The sequence below is a fragment of the Nesterenkonia xinjiangensis genome, from assembly GCF_013410745.1.
Classification (GTDB): domain Bacteria; phylum Actinomycetota; class Actinomycetes; order Actinomycetales; family Micrococcaceae; genus Nesterenkonia; species Nesterenkonia xinjiangensis.
Window position 1 is genome coordinate 2986721 of record NZ_JACCFY010000001.1, and the last position, 18639, is coordinate 3005359.

Genomic DNA, 18639 nt, shown 5'->3' on the forward strand with positions numbered 1-18639 from the left:
GCCCCTACGCACCGCGTCCAGGGGTGACCCCGTCAAGCACGCCCACGGAGCCCGATGCCGAGGAGTCCCGGGAGGATCTCCGCGCAGCGGATCCTGGCGGTACGGACCCCAGTGGTGACGTGCCGGGATCTGAACGTCCTGCCGCCGCTGACCCGCAGCTGGAGGAGGACGGCACGGTCGTCGCCCTCGGGGCGGAGCGGCCACGCCGCGCGAGGATCGCCGCTGAGGAGGTCTTCGACGACGGAGGCGGGCCCGAGGAGGACCCGCAGTGGAGCTCTGCCGACTCGGAGACTGCCGAGCCGCTGCCGTTCCCCGAGCCGGAGGTCGTCGGGGCGCGCCGCCGCCGTCGTCGTCGCTTCGGCTGGGCCGCGGGCGTGCTGGGTGTGCTGGTCGCCGTCGTCGCGGTGCTCTACTTCTCCCCGCTGCTGACGATCCAGCAGGTGCAGGTGGAGCGCAACGACCTGCTCACCGATGGGCGCGCCCAGGAGCTGCTCCAGCCCCTCTACGGCCGACCCCTGCCGCAGGTCGGCAACGCGCAGGTCCAGGACCTGCTGGCCGAGGAGGCGGTCGTCGAGGACGTCATCGTCCAGGGAGAGCTGCCGGACACGCTGACGGTGGAGGTCGTCGAGCATCCGCCGGTGGCGGAGGTGCGCGAGGGCGACGGGCTGCTGTTCTACAACGAGCACGGCGAGGTCATCCGCAGCTTCGAGGACGCCGGCGACGATGCTGCGCAGGGGTACGCCACGCCGCGGATCAGCCACCAGGCGGCGCTGCAGGACGAGGCGGTGTTCCGCACGATCGTCTCGGTCCTGGGAGAGCTTCCCCCCTCAGCCCGGGAGGCGATGGACTCCGCCACCGCGGACTCCATCGACTCGGTGCAGCTCATCCTCGACGACGGGCGCACCGTGCTGTGGGGCGGGGAAGACCTGGGCGAGGCGAAGGCCACGGTGCTGGAGGCGATCCTCGCGTCCTCCGCCGAGGATTTCACCGAGGCGGAGATCATCGACATCTCGACACCGGACACGCCCGTGACCCGGTGAAGCTGCTGGTCGAAGGCATGCTGACGCGCCGCACGGCCGATGGTCGGGCCGTGTCCAGTCAACGCCGGTAGAGTGGCGGAGAAGGCAACCTTCGACCCAGGTCGAACGTTCGCGAGAGATCTAAGGTTCAAGTGCAACGTGAACGTTGCCGAGGGTTGTGGACCACAGAACAATGGCAGGGGTACGGAGGCTCCCGTCTGCTCGACGAGCCGCTGCGACGTCTGGGCTTCCTGATCACCGGCCCGGTGTGACCGCGAACCACACCGGTCCGGCCGGGGAGGCCGACGGGTCAGCAGGATCCCCCGCCTCGGCGGAGGGTCCGGCAGACTGACAGTGAGGAGTCGCGCTGGCGGCTCGCAGGGCGGCGGGGGTCTCCGTGCCTATGACGTGAGAGACGAGCAAGGGACACACAACGTGGCAACACCGAACAACTACCTGGCCGTGATCAAGGTCGTCGGCATCGGTGGCGGCGGCGTGAACGCCGTCAACCGGATGATCGAGGTGGGCCTGCGGGGCGTCGAGTTCATCGCCATCAACACCGATGCCCAGGCCCTCCTGATGAGCGACGCCGACGTCAAGCTCGACATCGGTCGTGAGCTGACCCGAGGTCTCGGCGCGGGCGCCAACCCCGAGGTCGGCCGCCAGGCCGCCGAGGACCACGCCCAGGAGATCGAAGAGGTGCTCACGGGCGCTGACATGGTCTTCGTCACCGCCGGCGAAGGTGGTGGCACCGGCACCGGCGGCGCGCCCGTGGTGGCACGCATCGCCCGGTCCCTGGGAGCCCTCACCATCGGTGTGGTCACCCGGCCCTTCACCTTCGAAGGCCGTCGCCGCGCCAGTTCGGCCGAGACCGGCATCGAGGGGCTGCGCGACGAGGTCGACACCCTGATCGTGATCCCCAACGATCGGCTGCTCTCGATCTCGGACAAGAACGTCTCCGTCCTCGACGCCTTCCGCTCGGCGGACCAGGTGCTGCTCTCCGGCGTCCAGGGCATCACCGACCTGATCACCACCCCGGGGCTGATCAACCTGGACTTCGCCGATGTGAAGTCCGTGATGCAGGGTGCCGGCTCGGCGCTGATGGGCATCGGCTCGGCCAACGGCGAGGATCGGGCGGTCAAGGCCGCCGAGCTGGCGATCGCCTCTCCGCTGCTGGAGGCCTCCATCGACGGCGCACACGGCGTCCTCCTCTCGATCCAGGGCGGCAGCGACCTGGGCCTGTTCGAGATCAACGAGGCCGCGCGCCTGGTCCAGGAGGTCGCCCACCCCGAGGCCAACATCATCTTCGGCGCCGTCATCGACGACGCTCTGGGGGATGAAGCCCGGGTGACGGTCATCGCCGCCGGCTTCGATCAGGTCGACGCCACGTCGGCCCCGCAGCAGGCCCCGGCCCACTCGGCCCCGCAGCAGGCCAACCGGGCCTCTTCGCCCGCGCCCGCCGCACGCCCGCAGCCGTCCACCGTGCCCGGCACGACGCCGATTGCCGGCGGCTCCGTTCCCGGGACGACTCCGGTCCATCAGCCCGCCCACTCGGTCCAGCAGCACCACGCCGGTGAGCATGAGACTGCTCCGCAGCAGCAGGTGCCGCGTCAGGCCCAGCAGGAGCAGCAGGACATCCCGGACATCGTGGAGTCGGACTACACCGGCAGCCGCAGTGACGATCTGGACGTCCCCGACTTCCTGAAGTGACGGGCGTCCGATGAGGGCGACAGGCGACGCGGACTCGCCGTTCTGGTGGCATGGCATGACCGCCGACGGCGAGGTCCACGTCGCCTTCACGTCTGTCCGTGCGGGAAACCTCGCACGCCACGTCGGGGAGCAGCAGCGGGACGCCGTCGCCAGCCGGCGCCGCGGCCTGGAGGCTCACATGGGCGTGGGCTCAGGAACCCTGCGCTTCCTGGATCAGGTCCATTCCGCCCTCGTCCTGGATGCTGCGGAGCACCCTGCCGATTCCGCGCATGCGCCCACCGGGGACGCATGGATCTCCCGCGGAGGCGCCGAACCGCTGGCCGTCATGGTCGCCGACTGCCTGCCGGTGCTGCTGGTGGGTCAGGGTCAGGGCAGCGCACCGCTGATCACCGGCGCTGCGCATGCCGGCCGCGAGGGGCTGATCGGCGGAGTGCTGGAGAACACCGTGACGGCGATGCGGGAGCATGGCGCCGAGAGCGTTCAGGCCTGGGTCGGGCCAGGGGTCTGCGGCTCCTGCTATGAGGTCCCGGCCGCCATGCACGAGGAGCTCGGGACCGTGCGTCCCGCCCTGGCCTCACAGACGACCTGGGGGACCCCCGCGCTCGATCTCCGCTCCGAGGCGGAGGAGATCCTCCGTGAGCTCGGCGCGGGGATCGCGGAGCTGGCCGGCTGCACGCTCGAAGACGAGACGCTCTACTCCCATCGGAGGGCTCCCGGAGAGGGGCGTTTCGCAGGGCTCGTCTGGCGCGCCCGCTGAACTCCTCGGGACCCGCTGTGGACTCACCTACAGTGGAGGGGTGGACCTGAACAGCATCCCCGCACCCGAGATCGATGACCGCCGCACCGAGGAGCTCCGCACCCGCCTGGCCGCTGTGCACGAGCGCATCGATCGCGCCGTGGAGCAGGCTGGACGGACGGAGCGTCCCGAGCTGATCGTGGTCACCAAGTTCTTCCCTGCCGAGGACGTCCTGCGGCTCCTGCGCCTGGGTGTCCGGGACGTCGGGGAGAACCGGGACCAGGAGGCCGCCGTCAAGGCCGAACAGGTCGCCCGCCTGGTGACGGCGCACGAAGCGGCCGGCCCTGCGGTCCGACTGGAGCTGCCACGGTGGCACTTCGTCGGCCAGCTGCAGTCCAAGAAGGCCCGCTCGGTGGCCCGCTACGCCTCGACCGTGCATTCGGTGGACCGGACCTCCCTGCTGAGATCCCTGCGCACCGCGGCGGATCCAGCGTCCCCGCTGGAGTGCCTCATTCAGGTCGACCTGCGTGAGGAGATCCCTGAGGACTCCCGTGGAGGCGCGGCGCCGTCTGAGGTCCCCGCCTTGGCGGAGGGGATCGAGTCCGCCGAGGGTCTGCGGCTGGCCGGCGTGATGGCGGTCGCTCCGCTGGGGGAGCCGGCCGCTCCTGCGTTCGCGCGACTGGCCGAGCTGTCGGCCCTGATGCGTGTCGACCATCCCCAGGCAGACATGATCTCGGCGGGGATGAGCAATGACCTGGAGGACGCGGTGGCCCATGGCGCGACACACCTGAGGATCGGTCGCGATGTCCTCGGGAACAGGCCCCTGCCGCGATAGTGTCAGAAGCGCGCAGTGACAATCCCAGGACCTTCAGGACAGAGCCCGATGCCTGCTCGCGTCGAGGTTCGACCATCCGAGGTCCAGACTTCCCCCAGGAGAATCCTCATGGCCGGTGCATTCAAGAAGACCATGATCTACCTCGGCCTGGCCGATGGAGATGACTACGAGGACGACCGCTTCGGTGCCGAGGAGCGAGGCTCGGCCCGTGGCGAGGCGGGCTCGCCCGCCGCCGAGGCTCCCCGTCAGGCCGCCACGGCCGCCCGAGGTGCAGGTTCGACGGCGACGACGCAGTCGACCCGCACCGGAGCAGTGCCGGCCGTCCCGGCAGCCTCCGTCTCCCGTAGCTCGGAGGTCGTCTCCCTCGACGCCGCCCACGGCGCGGGCGGGCAGGGACCGGCCTCTCGGGCCGCCGGGGCGCACGGGGGGTCGGAGGAGGGCACCGTCGGTGCCGGCCGCTACAACAGCTCCAGCCTCGCCGTGGATCCCGAGTACCGGGCTCCGGTGACCCCGATCAAGCGTGCCCCCTCCTCCCGGGATGAGAGTTCCGCAATGCGTAGAATCACGACCGTCCACCCGCGCTCCTACAACGATGCTAAGGTCATCGGTGAGTCCTTCCGCGACAGCATCCCGGTGATCATGAACGTCACCGACATGGGAGAGGCGGAGGCCAAGCGTCTGGTCGACTTCTCCGCGGGCCTCGTCTTCGGCCTCGGAGGTTCGATCGAGCGAGTGACGAACAAGGTCTTCCTGCTGACTCCCAAGAACGTGGAGGTGCTCACCGAGGAGCGCGCGGCAGGCGACTCACCGACCTCCGCGCAGTTCTTCAACCAGAGCTGAGCCCCAGGGCTGACACGAGGTCCTGAGGGCCGCACTGCTGAGCCCTGAGACGACCCCGCCCCTGATCAGAGGAACGACGCCGAACTGTGGACCTCATCGCCGCCCCGATCTATCTGCTGCTGACCATCTTTCAGCTGGCCCTGGTGATTCGGATCATCTTCGACATCACCCAGCAGTACGCGCGCCAATGGCGCCCCCGCGGGCTTCCCCTGGCGCTGGCCATGGGGGTCTACGCGGTGACCGACCCCCCGATCCGCTGGCTCCAGAAGCGCATCCCGCCGCTGAACCTCGGGGGGATCGCCCTGGACATGGGCTTCATCATCGTCTTCCTCGGGGTGGTCATCGCGAAGATGATCGTCCGAGCTGTCGGCGCGGGTTGACCGTCCCTCGCCGAGGTGCCTGGAGGTGGGGCTCCAAGCCTCGCTTGAAGGTTGAGGTCGAACCTTGAGGCGGCGAGCAGGTATCCTTTTCGATGACCGCATGACATTCCCCAGGACGCTGTAGGCCCGCGGACCGACGCTGAGTTCCGCTCCTTCACGCTAAACCGCTTCTCGACGAGGTGACACTGCATGGCCCTGACTCCCGACGACCTCCTGAACAAGGAGTTCCCGGAGACCAAGTTCCGTCCCGGCTACGAAAAGGACGCGGTCGACGACTTCCTGGACGACGTCGTCGTCGAGTTCCGTCGACTCATCCAGGAGAACGAGGATCTCAAGGCGCAGGTCGCCGCCCTCGAGGAGCAGATCGAGGAGAACCCCGCCAACCTGGAGCCCGACGAGCTCAATGACGCCGGTCTCTCCGGCTACGCCGGCACCGCGGCCGAGGTCACCGGGACGTTCTCCCCGGTCACTGAGGACCCGGAGGACGAGGGTGGCGACGACGACGCGACCGAGTCCGTCCCCGAGGAGACCGCCGCAGAGGTTTCGTCACCCGAGGACGAGGCGGAGGACATCAGCTCCGTCACGGCGTACCCGGAGTATCCGCTGGGCACCCGCCCGGCCCAGCCGGCCCCCGAGGCCCCCGCCGCCGCGTCGTCCCAGGAGGGCGGAGAGAACGCCGACGGCGTGGCCTCCACCGCCACCGGCGTGCTGGCCATGGCCCAGAAGCTGCATGACCAGTACGTGGCTGAGGGTGAGCAGACCCGCGCGGCGTACATCGCCGAGGGTGAGCAGACCCGCGCCGCGTACATCGCCGAGGGTGAGCAGACCCGGACGGCCCACATCACCGAGGGTGAGCAGACCCGGACGGCGTACATCGCCGAGGGCGAGCAGACACGTGCGGCCTACATCGCTGAAGGTGAGACCACGCGCGACCAGTACATCGCTGAGGGTGAGAAGACCCGGGCGGAGTACATCGCGGAGGCTGAGCGTCGGCGCGCAGAGATCGTCACGGAGGCGGAGACCCGCGCGGAGAACATGATCGAGGAGGCTGAGCTCACCTCATCCCGTACGCTGTCCGTCCTGGAGCGCAAGAAGGCTGACCTGGAGACGAAGGTCAGTGAGCTCACCAGCTTCGAGCGCGACTACCGCGCCCGCCTGAAGGACTACATCGAGGGCCAGCTGACGGACCTCAACAGCCGGGGCTCCATCGAGAAGGAAGCCACCGGCACCGAGCTGTGAGCGCCGGTCAGCTCCCGTCCGTGTCAGCGCAGCCGTCGGCCAAGGGGCCCTCTCGTCGGGTCGCGATCCTGACTGCCGCGGTGATCGCGACGTTCGCCTGGGGCGTGGACCAGCTCACCAAATGGTGGGTCGAGTCCTCCATGGTCCTCGGCGAGCAGATCGAGGTGCTGCCGCCGGTGCTCTACTGGCGCTACCACCTCAACCCGGGCGCCGCCTTCTCCCTCGGCACCGACCACACCTGGTTCTTCACGCTGGTGATGACCGGTGTGCTGGGCTTCGTGATCTGGCATTCTCGCCGACTCGGCGGCTCCTGGCTGTGGGCGTCGGGGCTCGGCGGGCTCGCCGGGGGCGTGGCCGGCAACCTCACCGATCGCCTCTTCCGCCCCCCGGCCTTCGGGCTCGGTGAGGTGGTCGACTTCATCGCCGTCCCGAACTTCGCCATCTTCAACGTGGCCGACTCGTTCATCGTCTGTTCGATGATCGCGGTCTGCGCCATGATGGTCTTCGGGCTGAACATCGACGGCACGCGGGAGACGACGCGAGATCGAGGTGCTGACGCGAGCTCCTCGGAGGACGAGGAGGACCGATGACCGGCGAGCAGGAGCCGTCGGAGGTGCTCCTCGAGGTTCCTGCCGATCAGGACGGAGCCCGAGCCGACGCCGTCATGGCGGTACGGTTCGGGCTCTCGCGCACTGAGGCCGCCTCCTGGCTGGCCTCAGGGGCGGCCCGGCACCGCGCGGGGCGACGAGCCGGGCAGCCGGTGAAGAAGTCCGAGAAGCTGGCGCAGGGGGTCGTACTCCAAGTGACGGTGCCTGATCGTGACGATCCGTTGGAAGTGGTGGAGGAAGTCGTGGAGGACCTGCACCTGCTGCATGAGGATGACGACATCGTCGTCGTCGACAAGCCCGTGGGCGTCGCCGCCCACCCGTCCCCGGGGTGGACCGGCCCCACCGTGGTCGGAGGCCTTCTGGGCCTGGGCGTGAAGCTCACCACCTCGGGCGCCCAGGAGCGACGAGGCATCGTCCACCGGCTCGACGTCGGCACCTCCGGTGTGATGGTGGTGACCAAGACGGAGCATGCCTACAGCGTGCTCAAGGACGCCTTCCGCACCCGCACACCGTCGAAGACGTACCACGCTCTGGTCCAGGGGCTTCCCGACCCCGTGGACGGCACCATCGACGCTCCGATCGGCCGACACCCAGGTCATGAGTGGCGCTTCGCCGTCGTCGAGGAGGGGCGCGAGTCCCGCACGCACTATCGGCTGCTGGAGGCCTTCGGGAGGGTCAGCCTCATGGAGGTGGCGCTGGAGACGGGCCGCACCCACCAGATCCGGGTCCATTTCTCAGCGCTGGGGCATCCCTGTGCCGGCGATCTGACCTATGGCGCGGATCCCACCCTGGCCGCCGAGCTCGGACTGACCCGGCAGTGGCTGCATGCCTCGGAGCTCGGTTTCACGCACCCCTCGTCCGGAGAGTGGGTGAGCTTCCGCTCGGAGTATCCTCAGGATCTCGCCGGAGCCCTGCACATCTTGGAGGATCGATGACCACGACTGGCGATTTCGTCCACCTGCACAACCACACCGAGTACTCGATGCTCGACGGCGCGGCGAAGATCGACGAGCTCTTCGAGCAGACCCAGCGCCTGGGCATGCCGGCGGTGGCCACCACCGACCACGGCTTCCTCTTCGGTGCCTATGAGTTCTGGAAGACGGCGCAGAAGTACGACGTCAAGCCGGTGATCGGGCTGGAGGCGTATCTGACCCCGGGCACCCATCGCACGGAGCGCCGGCGTGTGAAGTGGGGCGAGGGTGTCGCCGGGGAGAAAGACGTCTCCGGCGGCGGCGCCTACACGCACATGACGATGTGGGCCGAGGACACCCGCGGCATGCACAACCTCTTCCGCATGGGGTCCCTGGCCTCCATCGAGGGCTACTTCTACAAGCCGCGCATGGACCGCGAGGTCCTGGAGACCTATGGCAAGGGGATCATCGCCACGACCGGATGCCCCTCCGGCGAGATCCAGACGCGCCTGCATCTGGGCCAGTACGAGGAGGCGAAGAAGGCAGCCGGCGAGTTCCAGGACCTCTTCGGCAAGGAGAACTTCTACTGCGAGCTCATGGACCACGGCCTGGAGATCGAGCGCAAGGTCAAGGGCGACCTGCTCAAGCTCGCCAAGGAGATGAACCTCCCGCTGCTGGCCACCAACGACCTCCACTACACGCATCAGCATGACCACAAGGCCCATGGGGCGCTGCTGTGCGTACAGTCCAACTCCACCCTGGACGACCCGAAGCGCTTCAAGTTCGACTCGGAGGAGTTCTACCTGAAGTCCGCCGCGGAGATGCGCGCGCTCTTCCGCGACTTCCCGGAGGCCTGCGACAACACGCTGGCGATCGCGGAGCGCTGCCAGGTGGAGTTCAACGAGTCGGCGTCCTACATGCCGCGCTTCCCGGTCCCGGAGGGGGAGACCGAGGAGTCCTGGTTCATCCAGGAGGTCGAGCGGGGGCTGGCCTACCGGTACCCCTCCGGAGTGCCGGACAAGGTCCGGAAGCAGGCCGAGTACGAGATCGGCGTCATCACGCAGATGGGCTTCCCCGGCTACTTCCTGGTGGTCGCCGACTTCATCACCTGGGCCAAGGAGAACGGGATCCGCGTGGGGCCCGGGCGAGGTTCCGGAGCGGGCTCCATGGTGGCGTACGCGATGCGCATCACCGACCTGGACCCGCTGGAGCACGGGTTGTTCTTCGAACGGTTCCTCAACCCGGACCGCGTGTCGATGCCGGACTTCGACATCGACTTCGACGACCGTCGGCGCAGCGAGGTCATCGACTACGTGGTGCGCAAATACGGGGATGAGCGTGTCGCGATGATCGTCACCTACGGCACCATCAAGTCCAAGCAGGCGCTGAAGGACTCGGCGCGCGTGATGGGTGAGCCGTTCTCCACTGGAGATCAGCTCACCAAGAAGATGCCGCCGGACGCGCAGGGCAAGCCCATGCCCCTGTCGCAGATCTACGACGAGAGCTCCCCCCGGTATTCCGAGGCCGGGGAGATGCGGGACTTCCTGGATTCCGATCCGCGGATGAAGGAGATCTTCGACCTCGCGTCGGGTCTGGAGGGGCTGAAGCGTCAGTGGGGCGTCCACGCGGCCGGGGTGATCATGTCCTCGGATCCGCTGATCGACATCATCCCGTTGATGAAGCGCGAGCAGGACGGCGCGATCATCACCCAGTTCGACTACCCGATCTGTGAGTCGCTGGGCCTGATCAAGATGGACTTCCTGGGTCTGCGCAACCTGACGATCATCTCCGATGCCCTGGAGAACGTCCAGAAGAACCGAGGCGTGGAGATCGACCTCGAGACCCTGGAGCTGGACGACCGGCCCGCCTATGACCTGCTGGCCAGCGGCAAGACGCTGGGAGTGTTCCAGCTCGACGGCTCCGGTCTGCAGTCCCTGCTGAAGGCGATGAAGCCGGACAACTTCGAGGACATCTCCGCGACCATCGCTCTCTACCGCCCGGGTCCGATGGGTGCGAACTCGCACACCAACTACGCGATGCGCAAGAACGGCGGACAAGAGGTCACTCCCATCCACCCGGAGCTCGCGGAGCCGCTGGAGGAGATCCTCTCCACGACCTATGGCCTCATCATCTATCAGGAGCAGGTCATGGCCATCGCCCAGAAGGTGGCGGGCTACTCCCTGGGCCAGGCGGACATCCTGCGGCGCGCGATGGGCAAGAAGAAGAAGTCCGAGCTGGACAAGCAGCAGGTCGGCTTCTTCGGGGGGATGGCGGAGAACGGCTATTCCGAGGAAGCCGCCCAGGCCCTGTGGGACATCCTGCTGCCCTTCTCCGACTATGCGTTCAACAAGGCCCACTCCGCAGCCTATGGACTGGTCGCCTACTGGACCGCATACCTGAAGGCCAACTACCCGGCCGAGTACATGGCCGCGCTGCTGACCTCCGTGGGGGAGAACCGCGACAAGCTGGCCCTCTATCTCGCCGAGTGCCGCCGCATGGGCATCACCGTCACCCCGCCGAGCGTGAACGAGTCCACTTTGAACTTCACCCCGGTCGGCGATGAGATGATCCGCTTCGGCATGGGCGCGGTGCGCAACGTGGGCGCCAATGTGGTCGCCGGCCTGGTGGAGGCCAGGGAGGAGCAGGGGAGCTTCCAGTCGTTCTCGGACTTCTTCAAGAAGGTCCCTCAGCAGGTCTGCAACAAGCGCACGATCGAGTCGATGATCAAGGCCGGGGCCTTCGACGACATGGGTCAGACCCGACGCGCGCTCGTGCAGGTCCACGAGCAGGCGGTGGATCAGGCGGTCAAGAAGAAGAAGGACTCGTTGCAGTATGAGACCGACATCTTCGGAGCCATGTCCACCGGGGAGGACGACATGGACGACTTCGACGCCGTCCAGGTGCCGGACCTGCCCGAGTGGGACAAGAAGGACAAGCTGGCCTTCGAGCGCGACATGCTCGGCCTCTACGTCTCGGATCACCCTCTGCAGGGCCTGGAGCGGGTGCTCGCCCAGCATGCCGACCGGTCCATCAGCTCGCTGCTCAGCGAGGACGGCCCGGCAGACGGTGCCTCGGTGACGATCTGCGGGATGATCACCACTCTGCAGCGGCGCATCGCGAAGTCCTCCGGCAACCCGTACGCGCGGGTGGAGGTCGAGGACCTGGCCGGCTCCATCGAGGTCATGTTCTTCGGCAAGGCCTACCAGCCGATCTCCACGGTGCTCGCTGAGGACCTCGTGGTCGCCATCAAGGGGAGGCTGCAGCGGCGCGACGACGGCGCGGTGTCCATCTCGGCTCAGGAGATGATCGTGCCGGAGCTCGACGGCGAGGCGGGCAGCGGTCCTGTGGTGCTCACCGTGCCCAGTCAGCGGGCCAGCGAGAAAGTCGTCACTCAGCTGGGGGAGGTGCTGCGGCGTCACCGCGGAAGCAACGACGTCCATGTGCAGCTGCTCTCCGGGGACAAGGTCGAAGTCATGCGTCTGGGGGCGCACTATCAGGTCACGCCGTCGCCATCGCTGTACGGCGATCTGAAGGTGCTCCTGGGCCCGAGCTGCCTCCAGGGCTGAACCCCGTTCATCACCACAACATCTTGTGGTCCGCATTTTGTTGCGGCCCATATGTTGTAGGTAGAATGTTCACGTCACAGCCATTGTGACTCGGCGCTCGATTGTGAGGACGAGAGGAGGGTGCCGAGATGTTCTGCCCCTATTGTCGGCATGACTCCTCCCGGGTCGTGGACTCACGGACGCTCGAGGACGGATCCGGGATCCGGCGTCGTCGCCAGTGCCCGCAGTGTGCCAAGCGGTTCACCACGATGGAGACCACCTCGCTGAACGTCATCAAACGTTCCGGGGCGGCCGAGCCCTTCGACAGGTCGAAGGTCATCAACGGTGTGCGCAAGGCCTGCCAGGGACGGCCCGTCTCCAGCGACGACCTCGCCGTGCTCGCCCAGGAGGTGGAGGAGGCCGTCCGGGCCTCCGGCAACGCCGAGGTCGACGCCAATGACGTCGGGCTGGCGATCCTGGGGCCGCTGCGGAAACTCGATGTCGTCGCCTATATGCGCTTCGCCTCCGTCTACCGGGGGTTCGACAACCTCGATGACTTCGAGGAGGCCATCGAGGGGCTCCGGCGTGAGGAGCTGCATCCCAGCGGGGGCGACGGCGCCACCGTGGTGCAGCCGCGGTTCGGTTTCCGCTAGACTCTCAGGTGTACCGGCGGTGCTCTCTTCAGGGGAAGGTTGAGAGCGCCGCCGGTTCTTCTGTCCGGCCGGTCAGCCGGTGAGCAGGCCGCGGAGGTCTGCGATGGCGGCGTCGGGGTCCTCGGCGGAGTAGACGGCCGACCCGGCCACGAAGGTGTCGGCCCCGGCCTCAGCGGCCCGTAGGATCGTCTCCGCGTTGACTCCGCCGTCGATCTGGATGGCGATCTCGCCGCCGAGGTCGTCCACGGCCCTCCGGGCCCGGCGGATCTTCGGCAGCACGAGATCCAGGAAGGCCTGCCCGCCGAACCCAGGCTCCACGGTCATCAGCAGGACCATGTCCAGCTCCCCGAGCATGTCGAGGTACTGGTCGATGCCGGTGGCGGGCTTGAGGGCCATTGCGGCCTTCGTCCCCCGGGCATGCAGCTCTCGGGCCAGACGCACCGGTGCCTTGGCGGCCTCGGCGTGGAAGGTGACCGACTCACAGCCGAGCTCCGCGTACTGCGGTGCCCACTGGTCGGGGTCCTCGATCATCAGGTGGATGTCCATCGGAAGGTCCGTGGCCTTCCGCAGCGACTCCACCACCGGCAGCCCCATCGTCAGGTTCGGCACGAAGTGGTTGTCCATGACGTCCACGTGCACCGCGTCGGCGGTGCTGATCCGAGAGAGTTCGCGCGCCAGGTTCGCGAAGTCCGCGTTGAGGATGCTGGGGTGGATGCAGGGTGTGCGGGGGCTCGGTGTCGAAGTGTTCACAGATCGATCCTATGCCTCAGGCGTCCTCGGCGGGGCGGTGGAGGAGGGCGAAGAACATCGCGTCGGTGCCGTGGACGTGCGGCCACAGCTGGACCATGCGACCGGCGGTCCCGCCAGTCCCGTCGTCAGCCCCCTGAGGGGCCGGGGTGAGCAGCTGCGCCGCCTCCGGCGTCCCGGTGCCGCGCATCGCGTCGTGGACGTCGAGCAGGCGCAGATCGGGGCGACGTCGCAGTAGGTCCTCGACCTGCACCACCGATTCCGCCATATGCGGCGAGCAGGTCGCGTAGCCCAGCAGCCCGCCGGGCGCGAGGGCCTCGGCGGCGGCGTCGAGCAGCTCCTCCTGCAGCACGGTCAGCTCGGCCAGGTCTGAGGGGCTGCGCCGCCAGCGGGCCTCCGGACGACGGCGCAGCGCACCCAGTCCGGTGCATGGCGCGTCCACCAGGATCCGGTCGAACCCGCCGCGCGCGGCGATGCGCCCGCGCACCTCCGGGTCCTTCGCGATCCCGCGGCCGTCACCTTCGCGGACCTGCCACGCCGAGTCGCTCACGGGGGAGAGCGCGCGGCGCACGAGCTCAGCGCGGTGTGCGGCCGGCTCGTTGGCGAGCAGGACGGCCCCCTGCTGGGCGGCCAGTGCCGCCAGCAGCGCCGCCTTTCCTCCCGGGCCCGCACACAGGTCCAGCCAGTGCTCCCCGGCGGCGTCGGGCTCCCGAGCTTCTGGGGCACGGGCGGCGGCCAGCGCACGGGCGATCCACTGGGAACCGATGTCCTGGACACGCAGCTCACCCTCACGCACACCGGGGAGGCGCCCCACGTCGCCGCCGCGGAACACGGCGGCACCGTCGAGGAGCGTGCTGCGTTCGGCGCCGGCCTCCACCGCAGAGGTGAGCCGGTCCTCTCCGGCACCTGGGAGATCCACCAGATGCACCTCCGGGGCGGCATTGTCGGCGGCCAGCAGTTCGGGCAGCTCCTCGCTCCGGTCGGCCAGGCGCAGCGCCTGCTTCAGGGAACGGACCACCCAGGCGGGATGGGCGTGGCGCAGGCCGAGCTCCTCATCGGAGCCGGCGGTGAGGCCCCGCTCCCGGATCAGCTGCGCGAGCCAGGCGTCGCGGTCCTGGGCGCTGATCCGACGCAGCACGGCGTTGACGAACCCTCCCGGGCCGGCACCGATCTCTCCACGCACGAGGGCCACGGTCTCCGAGACCGCGGCGTGGGCGTCCACGCGCATGCCGAGGAGCTGATGGGCTCCGAGGCGCAGCGCGTCGAGGACCGGGGCGTCGAGATCCTTCAGGGGGCGGTCCACGCAGGCGGCGATGATCGCGTCGTAGGTGCCCTGGCCGCGCAGCGCGCCATAGGCGAGCTCGGTGGCGAAGCCGGCGTCTCGGCGATCCAGCCGTGCACGGCGGATCTCCGCGGGCAGGGTGAGGTTGGCATAGGCGTCGTCGCGGCTCACGGCACGCAGCACCCGCCAGGCGGTGCGCCGGGCCGCATCGGCTTCGCGCCGACGGCGGCTCGGGGCCTCCGCACTGCGATTCCGTGCCCGCGAGCCGTCTGCCCCGCCGCGGTGCCGCTGTCGACCGGCGGCGTCCCGGCGGTCGGCGCCCCCGCTCGGGGGGTCTGTCGGGTTCCGGCCCTCGCCTGTGCCCCCGCTGTGGCGTCGCGGGCCGCCTCGTGCGGGTCGCTGGTCGCTCATGCCTGATCCTCCTCGTCGTGGCCGCCCAGCACGACGCGGCCGCGCAGGCCGCGCAGCCAGTCGGCGGCGCTGATCATCCGTTTGCCGGCCGGCTGCACCGCGCTGAGCACGACGCCGCCCTCGGCGGTGCGCAGGACGACCACATCGTGGGCAGCGGCGCGGTCCGTGGGAGCCCGGGCGACGTCGCCGGGCACGGCGCGGGACAGCGGCTCCGGCAGCTCGGCCTCGTAGACCCGGGCGGGTCCCAGCTTGATCCGCTGCTCGCCGTGCAGGGTCCAGGCGCCAGGTTCGGGGATGGTGGCGTTGATCCGACCCGCCACGGCCTCGGCCTCCTGCCGCGGGTCGATGAAGGCGTCCTCACGACCGAGCTTGCCGGCGAAGGTGGGCTCGCCACGCTGGGGCACCGGCACGGAGGTGCCCTGCAGCAGCTCGGGCAGCAGCGCGGTCAGCAGGGTCGAACCCAGCCGAGTGAGGTCCTGCAGGACCGCCCCGGCGCTGGCCTCGGGGGAGAGCGGAACCTCGCACACGGCGTGGATCGGGCCGGTGTCCATCCCCGTCTCGAGCTGGAAGACGGTGGCCGCAGCGGTGGCGTCGCCCGCCAGGATCGCGTGCTGCACCGGGGCGGCCCCGCGATGGCGGGGCAGGGCGGAGTAGTGCAGATTGACCCAGCCATGCGGCAGCGCCTCCAGCGCGGTCCGCGGAAGCAGCGCCCCGTAGGCCACGACGACACCGAGGTCGACGTCCCAGGCGGTGATCGCCGCCAGAGTCTGCTGATCGATCCGGTCGGCCTTGACCACCGGCAGCCCCAGCTCGTCGGCGGCCTGGGCCACCGGGGAGGGGGTGAGACGCCGTCTGCGCCCCACCGGGGCATCGGGGCGTGTGAGGACACCGGCGACGGCGACACCGTCGGCGATCAGCGTGTGGAGGCAGTCTGCGGCGATCTGCGGGGTGCCGGCGAAGAGCACCCGGCCCTCCCGCGGGCCGGTGATCAGCTGGTCCCGTGTGACGGCGGCATGGGCCTCATGGAGTTCGTCGAGGGTGAAGGTGCGGGGGCTCGGAGCAGCGGTCATGGTGTCCTCTCGCGTCATCGACGGGGTCCGCTGTGCGGCGCGGCGGGCGGCGCGGCGAAGAAGCTGCTGCCGGCGCCGACTCCGGTCGGAGGTGACGGTGCGGCGGTCTCGCGAAGTGTGCGCATGGCCCGGCGTCGGTCCTCGCCGGTGAGCCGATCGATGAACAGCCGGCCGTCCAGGTGGTCTGTCTCGTGCTGGAAGCAGGCCGCCAGCAGACCCTCGGCCGCGATCCGAAGTGCAGCGCCGTCCGGGGCGGTGCCGGTGAGCACCACCCGCTGAGCGCGGTCCACCGGCGAGTAGACGCCGCCCACCGAGAGGCATCCCTCGCGCAGCAGGTTCTCCTCCTCGGCGGGGTGGTCCGCGTCGCGCGGGGTGGGGCCGATCGGCCCCACCGAGACGAGCTCAGGGTTGATCACGGCGCCTCGCGAACCCATTGCGTCATAGGTGAAGATCCGCAGCCCTACGCCGATCTGCGGGGCGGCCAGGCCGATGCCCCCGGCTGCGTCCATGGTCTCGTACATGGCGGTGACGAGCTCGGAGATGCGTGCGTCGAGCGCGCCTACGGGCGCGGCGGGGGTGCGCAGGACGGGATCGCCGAGCTTGCGGAGCGGGAGAACAGCCATGGAGACGATCCTACTGCCGGGACATGCGGTGGCCCCGGGCTCACACCCTCGGTGTGACAGGTGGCACAGCGTCGGTGGGGGATCCGGCGCCGGCCGGTGCCGGGGCGCCGACGGCCGCCCGTGCAGCCGCGGGGGCCGGGGGAGGAGGCAGGGGCCGCAGCGCGGGCCCGGCCTCGGCAGTGCGTCGGGTGTGCTCCCAGACCTGTCGCAGCGCCCAGAACTTGTGCCAGTGGGGCTTCAGCGCGTCAGGCGAGGCCTGGACGGGGACCACCTCGGCCTCGGAGATCGCCACCGCCATGAGCAGAGACTCCTTCCCGTGGGTCCAGGGCTCCCAGATGCCGGCCTGCGCATCGACGAGGCGTTCCTCGGCCTGCATCCCGGCCACCAGCTGCATGACCACCGACTCATTGAGCGGCTTCGCCCGTCCGCGCCGGTCAAGCCCTTTCGTCTTGAAGTCGATGACGCAGGTGCGGCCGGCGATCTCGGCGACCAGGTCCAGGGTGCCGGCGTAGCCCACGGCATGGTTCCAGACCGTGATCTCAGCGGCGATCGGGCGCACGTCATAGAGCTGCCACCACTCGTCGAACCGGTCGGCGAAGGCGGACTCCCCGTGCTCTGTCAGCACTGCGCGGGCCGACTCGGCCTCGTGGGCACCTCCCAGGGAGCGCAGCGCCACCTGCTCCGCATAGTGGTGGACCCGGTCTCCGCGGCGGGCGGCGGCGTCCCGGAAACGTTCGGCGGCGGAGGAGGCATGTCGCGCCAGGGTCTTCAGCTGGGAGGCGGAGCCGACCGCCCCCGTCAGCCGGTCGTCCTGGACGAGCTCTGTGGTGGCCAGGTGTCCGGCCCAGCCGGTGAGGTCCTTGGGTTCCTGGCCGATCACCGTGGTGATGGAGGGGACCTCGGGGGCGGAGGTGAGCGAGCGGGAGTACATCCGGCCGAACTCTGTGGCATGGGCGAGGGTGGGCTGTGTCATCACGGCCCAGTCTGCCACGCGCCTCTGATGCGCAGCGGGGCCGCGGCGTCGTGTCCGAACCGATCCAGGACGGTCTGAGCTGCTCCGGATCCTTGGAAGGACGGGGATTCGCCAGGTCACAGCGCCGAGTGTGACGGCGGACACGCCACGCCGATTGGACGAGCGGCCGAGGGCTGGGCTAGAGTTTCATGTCGTCGGAGAGCGGACATTCGGGCAGGCCGAGAGGCGCGTCAGAAGGTCAGCTGGAAGCCGACGTGCGGATGTAGCTCAGCTGGCTAGAGCATCACCTTGCCATGGTGAGGGTCGCGAGTTCGAATCTCGTCATCCGCTCGATGGGCTCGAAGGAGTCGATCCCGACTCCCGGAGACGGGTACGGTGGGGTGGCCGAGTGGCGAGGCAGCGGCCTGCAAAGCCGTCAACGCGGGTTCGATTCCCGTCCCCACCTCGCTCGGGCCGCCTCGGCGGGCCGAACAGCTGAATTGAATAGGCGCGATTGGCGCAGCGGTAGCGCGCTTCCCTGACACGGAAGAGGTCACTGGTTCGATCCCAGTATCGCGCACTGAGTGGTCTATACTGATCACTCGTGCGGATGTAGCTCAGCTGGCTAGAGCATCACCTTGCCATGGTGAGGGTCGCGAGTTCGAATCTCGTCATCCGCTCCAGAAGAAGGGCCCGGAATCCTCAGGATTCCGGGCCTTTCTCGTCTGTGTGGCAGACTTGTCCACGACACACTTCGTGCTCCGGGGTCGGTGAAAGTCCGAACCGGCGGTGAAAGTCCGCGACCCGAGGCCGTTCGCGGCCACGGTTGAACCGGTGAAACTCCGGTACCGACAGTCAGAGTCTGGATGGGAGAAGCACGAAGGCCGGTCGACGACCGGGGCGCCTTGTGCACCCCTTGTCGGGCCGGCCGCCGCGCAGGCATCGTCGCCCCGGAGCCGACTCCACCGTCGGGCCTGGGAAGGACACATCGCTCATATGGACGGTCTGCGCCGGCTCCTCGAAGCCGCCACTCCGAGCACTGGACGTCTCCTGCAGCCGTCTGCCGCCGACGTCCCGG

Annotated in this window: 15 protein-coding genes, 4 tRNA genes, 1 pseudogene and 1 riboswitch; of the genes and pseudogenes, 15 read left to right on the forward strand and 5 right to left on the reverse strand. The window is 69.1% G+C overall.

The features are described 5' to 3' along the window. Window positions 1–23 precede the first annotated feature (23 nt). The 11 genes and pseudogenes from HNR09_RS13425 to nrdR all read left to right on the forward strand — a co-directional run bounded on the left by HNR09_RS13425 (window position 24) and on the right by nrdR (window position 12476). Entirely contained in the window at window positions 24–1040 is a 1017-nt protein-coding gene (locus HNR09_RS13425; protein WP_179542499.1) for a cell division protein FtsQ/DivIB, read from the forward strand. A 414-nt stretch (window positions 1041–1454) separates the two neighbouring features. Further along, on the forward strand, window positions 1455–2729 hold the full coding sequence (ftsZ, locus tag HNR09_RS13430; RefSeq protein ID WP_179542500.1) for a cell division protein FtsZ: 1275 nt from the start codon (window positions 1455–1457) through the stop codon (window positions 2727–2729). A 55-nt stretch (window positions 2730–2784) separates the two neighbouring features. Continuing rightward, complete coding sequence (locus tag HNR09_RS13435; RefSeq protein WP_179542501.1) at window positions 2785–3486, forward strand: purine nucleoside phosphorylase YfiH/LACC1 family protein; 702 nt, start codon at window positions 2785–2787, stop codon at window positions 3484–3486. Between the two features lie 40 nt (window positions 3487–3526). Beyond that, window positions 3527–4300 (forward strand): YggS family pyridoxal phosphate-dependent enzyme, encoded by a 774-nt coding sequence (locus HNR09_RS13440; RefSeq protein ID WP_343047552.1) that lies wholly within the window; start codon window positions 3527–3529, stop codon window positions 4298–4300. A 483-nt stretch (window positions 4301–4783) separates the two neighbouring features. After that, a pseudogene (locus HNR09_RS16235) lies at window positions 4784–5140 on the forward strand (cell division protein SepF); the annotation flags it as partial. Window positions 5141–5226: 86 nt separating this feature from the next. After that, on the forward strand, window positions 5227–5520 hold the full coding sequence (locus HNR09_RS13450) for a YggT family protein (RefSeq protein WP_179542502.1): 294 nt from the start codon (window positions 5227–5229) through the stop codon (window positions 5518–5520). A gap of 189 nt (window positions 5521–5709) precedes the next feature. Beyond that, window positions 5710–6759, forward strand: coding sequence for a DivIVA domain-containing protein (locus HNR09_RS13455; protein ID WP_179542503.1), 1050 nt, complete (start codon window positions 5710–5712; stop codon window positions 6757–6759). 20 nt (window positions 6760–6779) lie between these two features. Next, window positions 6780–7349, forward strand: a complete 570-nt coding sequence (gene lspA, locus HNR09_RS13460; RefSeq protein ID WP_343047553.1) for a signal peptidase II — start codon at window positions 6780–6782, stop codon at window positions 7347–7349. Then, window positions 7346–8302, forward strand: coding sequence for an RluA family pseudouridine synthase (locus HNR09_RS13465; protein WP_179542504.1), 957 nt, complete (start codon window positions 7346–7348; stop codon window positions 8300–8302). The genes lspA and HNR09_RS13465 overlap by 4 nt, the downstream gene beginning before the upstream one ends. Further along, a complete protein-coding gene (gene dnaE, locus HNR09_RS13470) occupies window positions 8299–11844 on the forward strand; it encodes a DNA polymerase III subunit alpha (protein WP_179542505.1) in 3546 nt (1181 codons plus the stop codon). Before HNR09_RS13465 ends, dnaE begins: the two co-directional genes overlap by 4 nt. Window positions 11845–11972: 128 nt before the next feature. Then, window positions 11973–12476: a transcriptional regulator NrdR gene (gene nrdR, locus HNR09_RS13475; protein WP_179542506.1), complete on the forward strand. Its 504-nt coding sequence runs from the start codon at window positions 11973–11975 to the stop codon at window positions 12474–12476. A gap of 72 nt (window positions 12477–12548) precedes the next feature. Here the strand turns inward: nrdR and rpe are convergent, their stop codons facing one another. From rpe to HNR09_RS13500, 5 genes are read right to left on the reverse strand one after another with little or no spacing between them, the layout of a single operon-like run. Then, a complete protein-coding gene (gene rpe / locus HNR09_RS13480; RefSeq protein WP_179542507.1) occupies window positions 12549–13226 on the reverse strand; it encodes a ribulose-phosphate 3-epimerase in 678 nt (225 codons plus the stop codon). Window positions 13227–13242: 16 nt separating this feature from the next. Next, complete coding sequence (locus HNR09_RS13485; protein ID WP_179542508.1) at window positions 13243–14916, reverse strand: RsmB/NOP family class I SAM-dependent RNA methyltransferase; 1674 nt, start codon at window positions 14914–14916, stop codon at window positions 13243–13245. Beyond that, window positions 14913–15986 carry a methionyl-tRNA formyltransferase gene (gene fmt / locus HNR09_RS13490; RefSeq protein WP_179542509.1) on the reverse strand — a complete coding sequence of 358 codons (1074 nt, stop codon included), beginning with the start codon at window positions 15984–15986 and terminating at the stop codon, window positions 14913–14915. Before fmt ends, HNR09_RS13485 begins: the two co-directional genes overlap by 4 nt. Before the next feature lie 14 nt (window positions 15987–16000). After that, window positions 16001–16609 (reverse strand): peptide deformylase, encoded by a 609-nt coding sequence (def, locus tag HNR09_RS13495; RefSeq protein ID WP_179542510.1) that lies wholly within the window; start codon window positions 16607–16609, stop codon window positions 16001–16003. A 40-nt stretch (window positions 16610–16649) separates the two neighbouring features. Beyond that, on the reverse strand, window positions 16650–17582 hold the full coding sequence (locus HNR09_RS13500; protein WP_179542511.1) for a cytochrome: 933 nt from the start codon (window positions 17580–17582) through the stop codon (window positions 16650–16652). 256 nt (window positions 17583–17838) lie between these two features. Here HNR09_RS13500 and HNR09_RS13505 point away from each other — a divergent pair. The 4 genes from HNR09_RS13505 (at window position 17839) to HNR09_RS13520 (ending at window position 18244) form a co-directional block, all read left to right on the forward strand. Further along, window positions 17839–17912 (forward strand) — tRNA-Gly (locus tag HNR09_RS13505). 44 nt (window positions 17913–17956) lie between these two features. Beyond that, window positions 17957–18027: transfer RNA gene (locus HNR09_RS13510), tRNA-Cys, on the forward strand. Between the two features lie 42 nt (window positions 18028–18069). Next, window positions 18070–18141: transfer RNA gene (locus HNR09_RS13515), tRNA-Val, on the forward strand. Window positions 18142–18167: 26 nt separating this feature from the next. Beyond that, a tRNA-Gly gene (locus tag HNR09_RS13520) sits at window positions 18168–18244 on the forward strand. Window positions 18245–18313: 69 nt separating this feature from the next. After that, a riboswitch (FMN riboswitch) is annotated at window positions 18314–18444 on the forward strand. Window positions 18445–18639 lie beyond the last annotated feature (195 nt).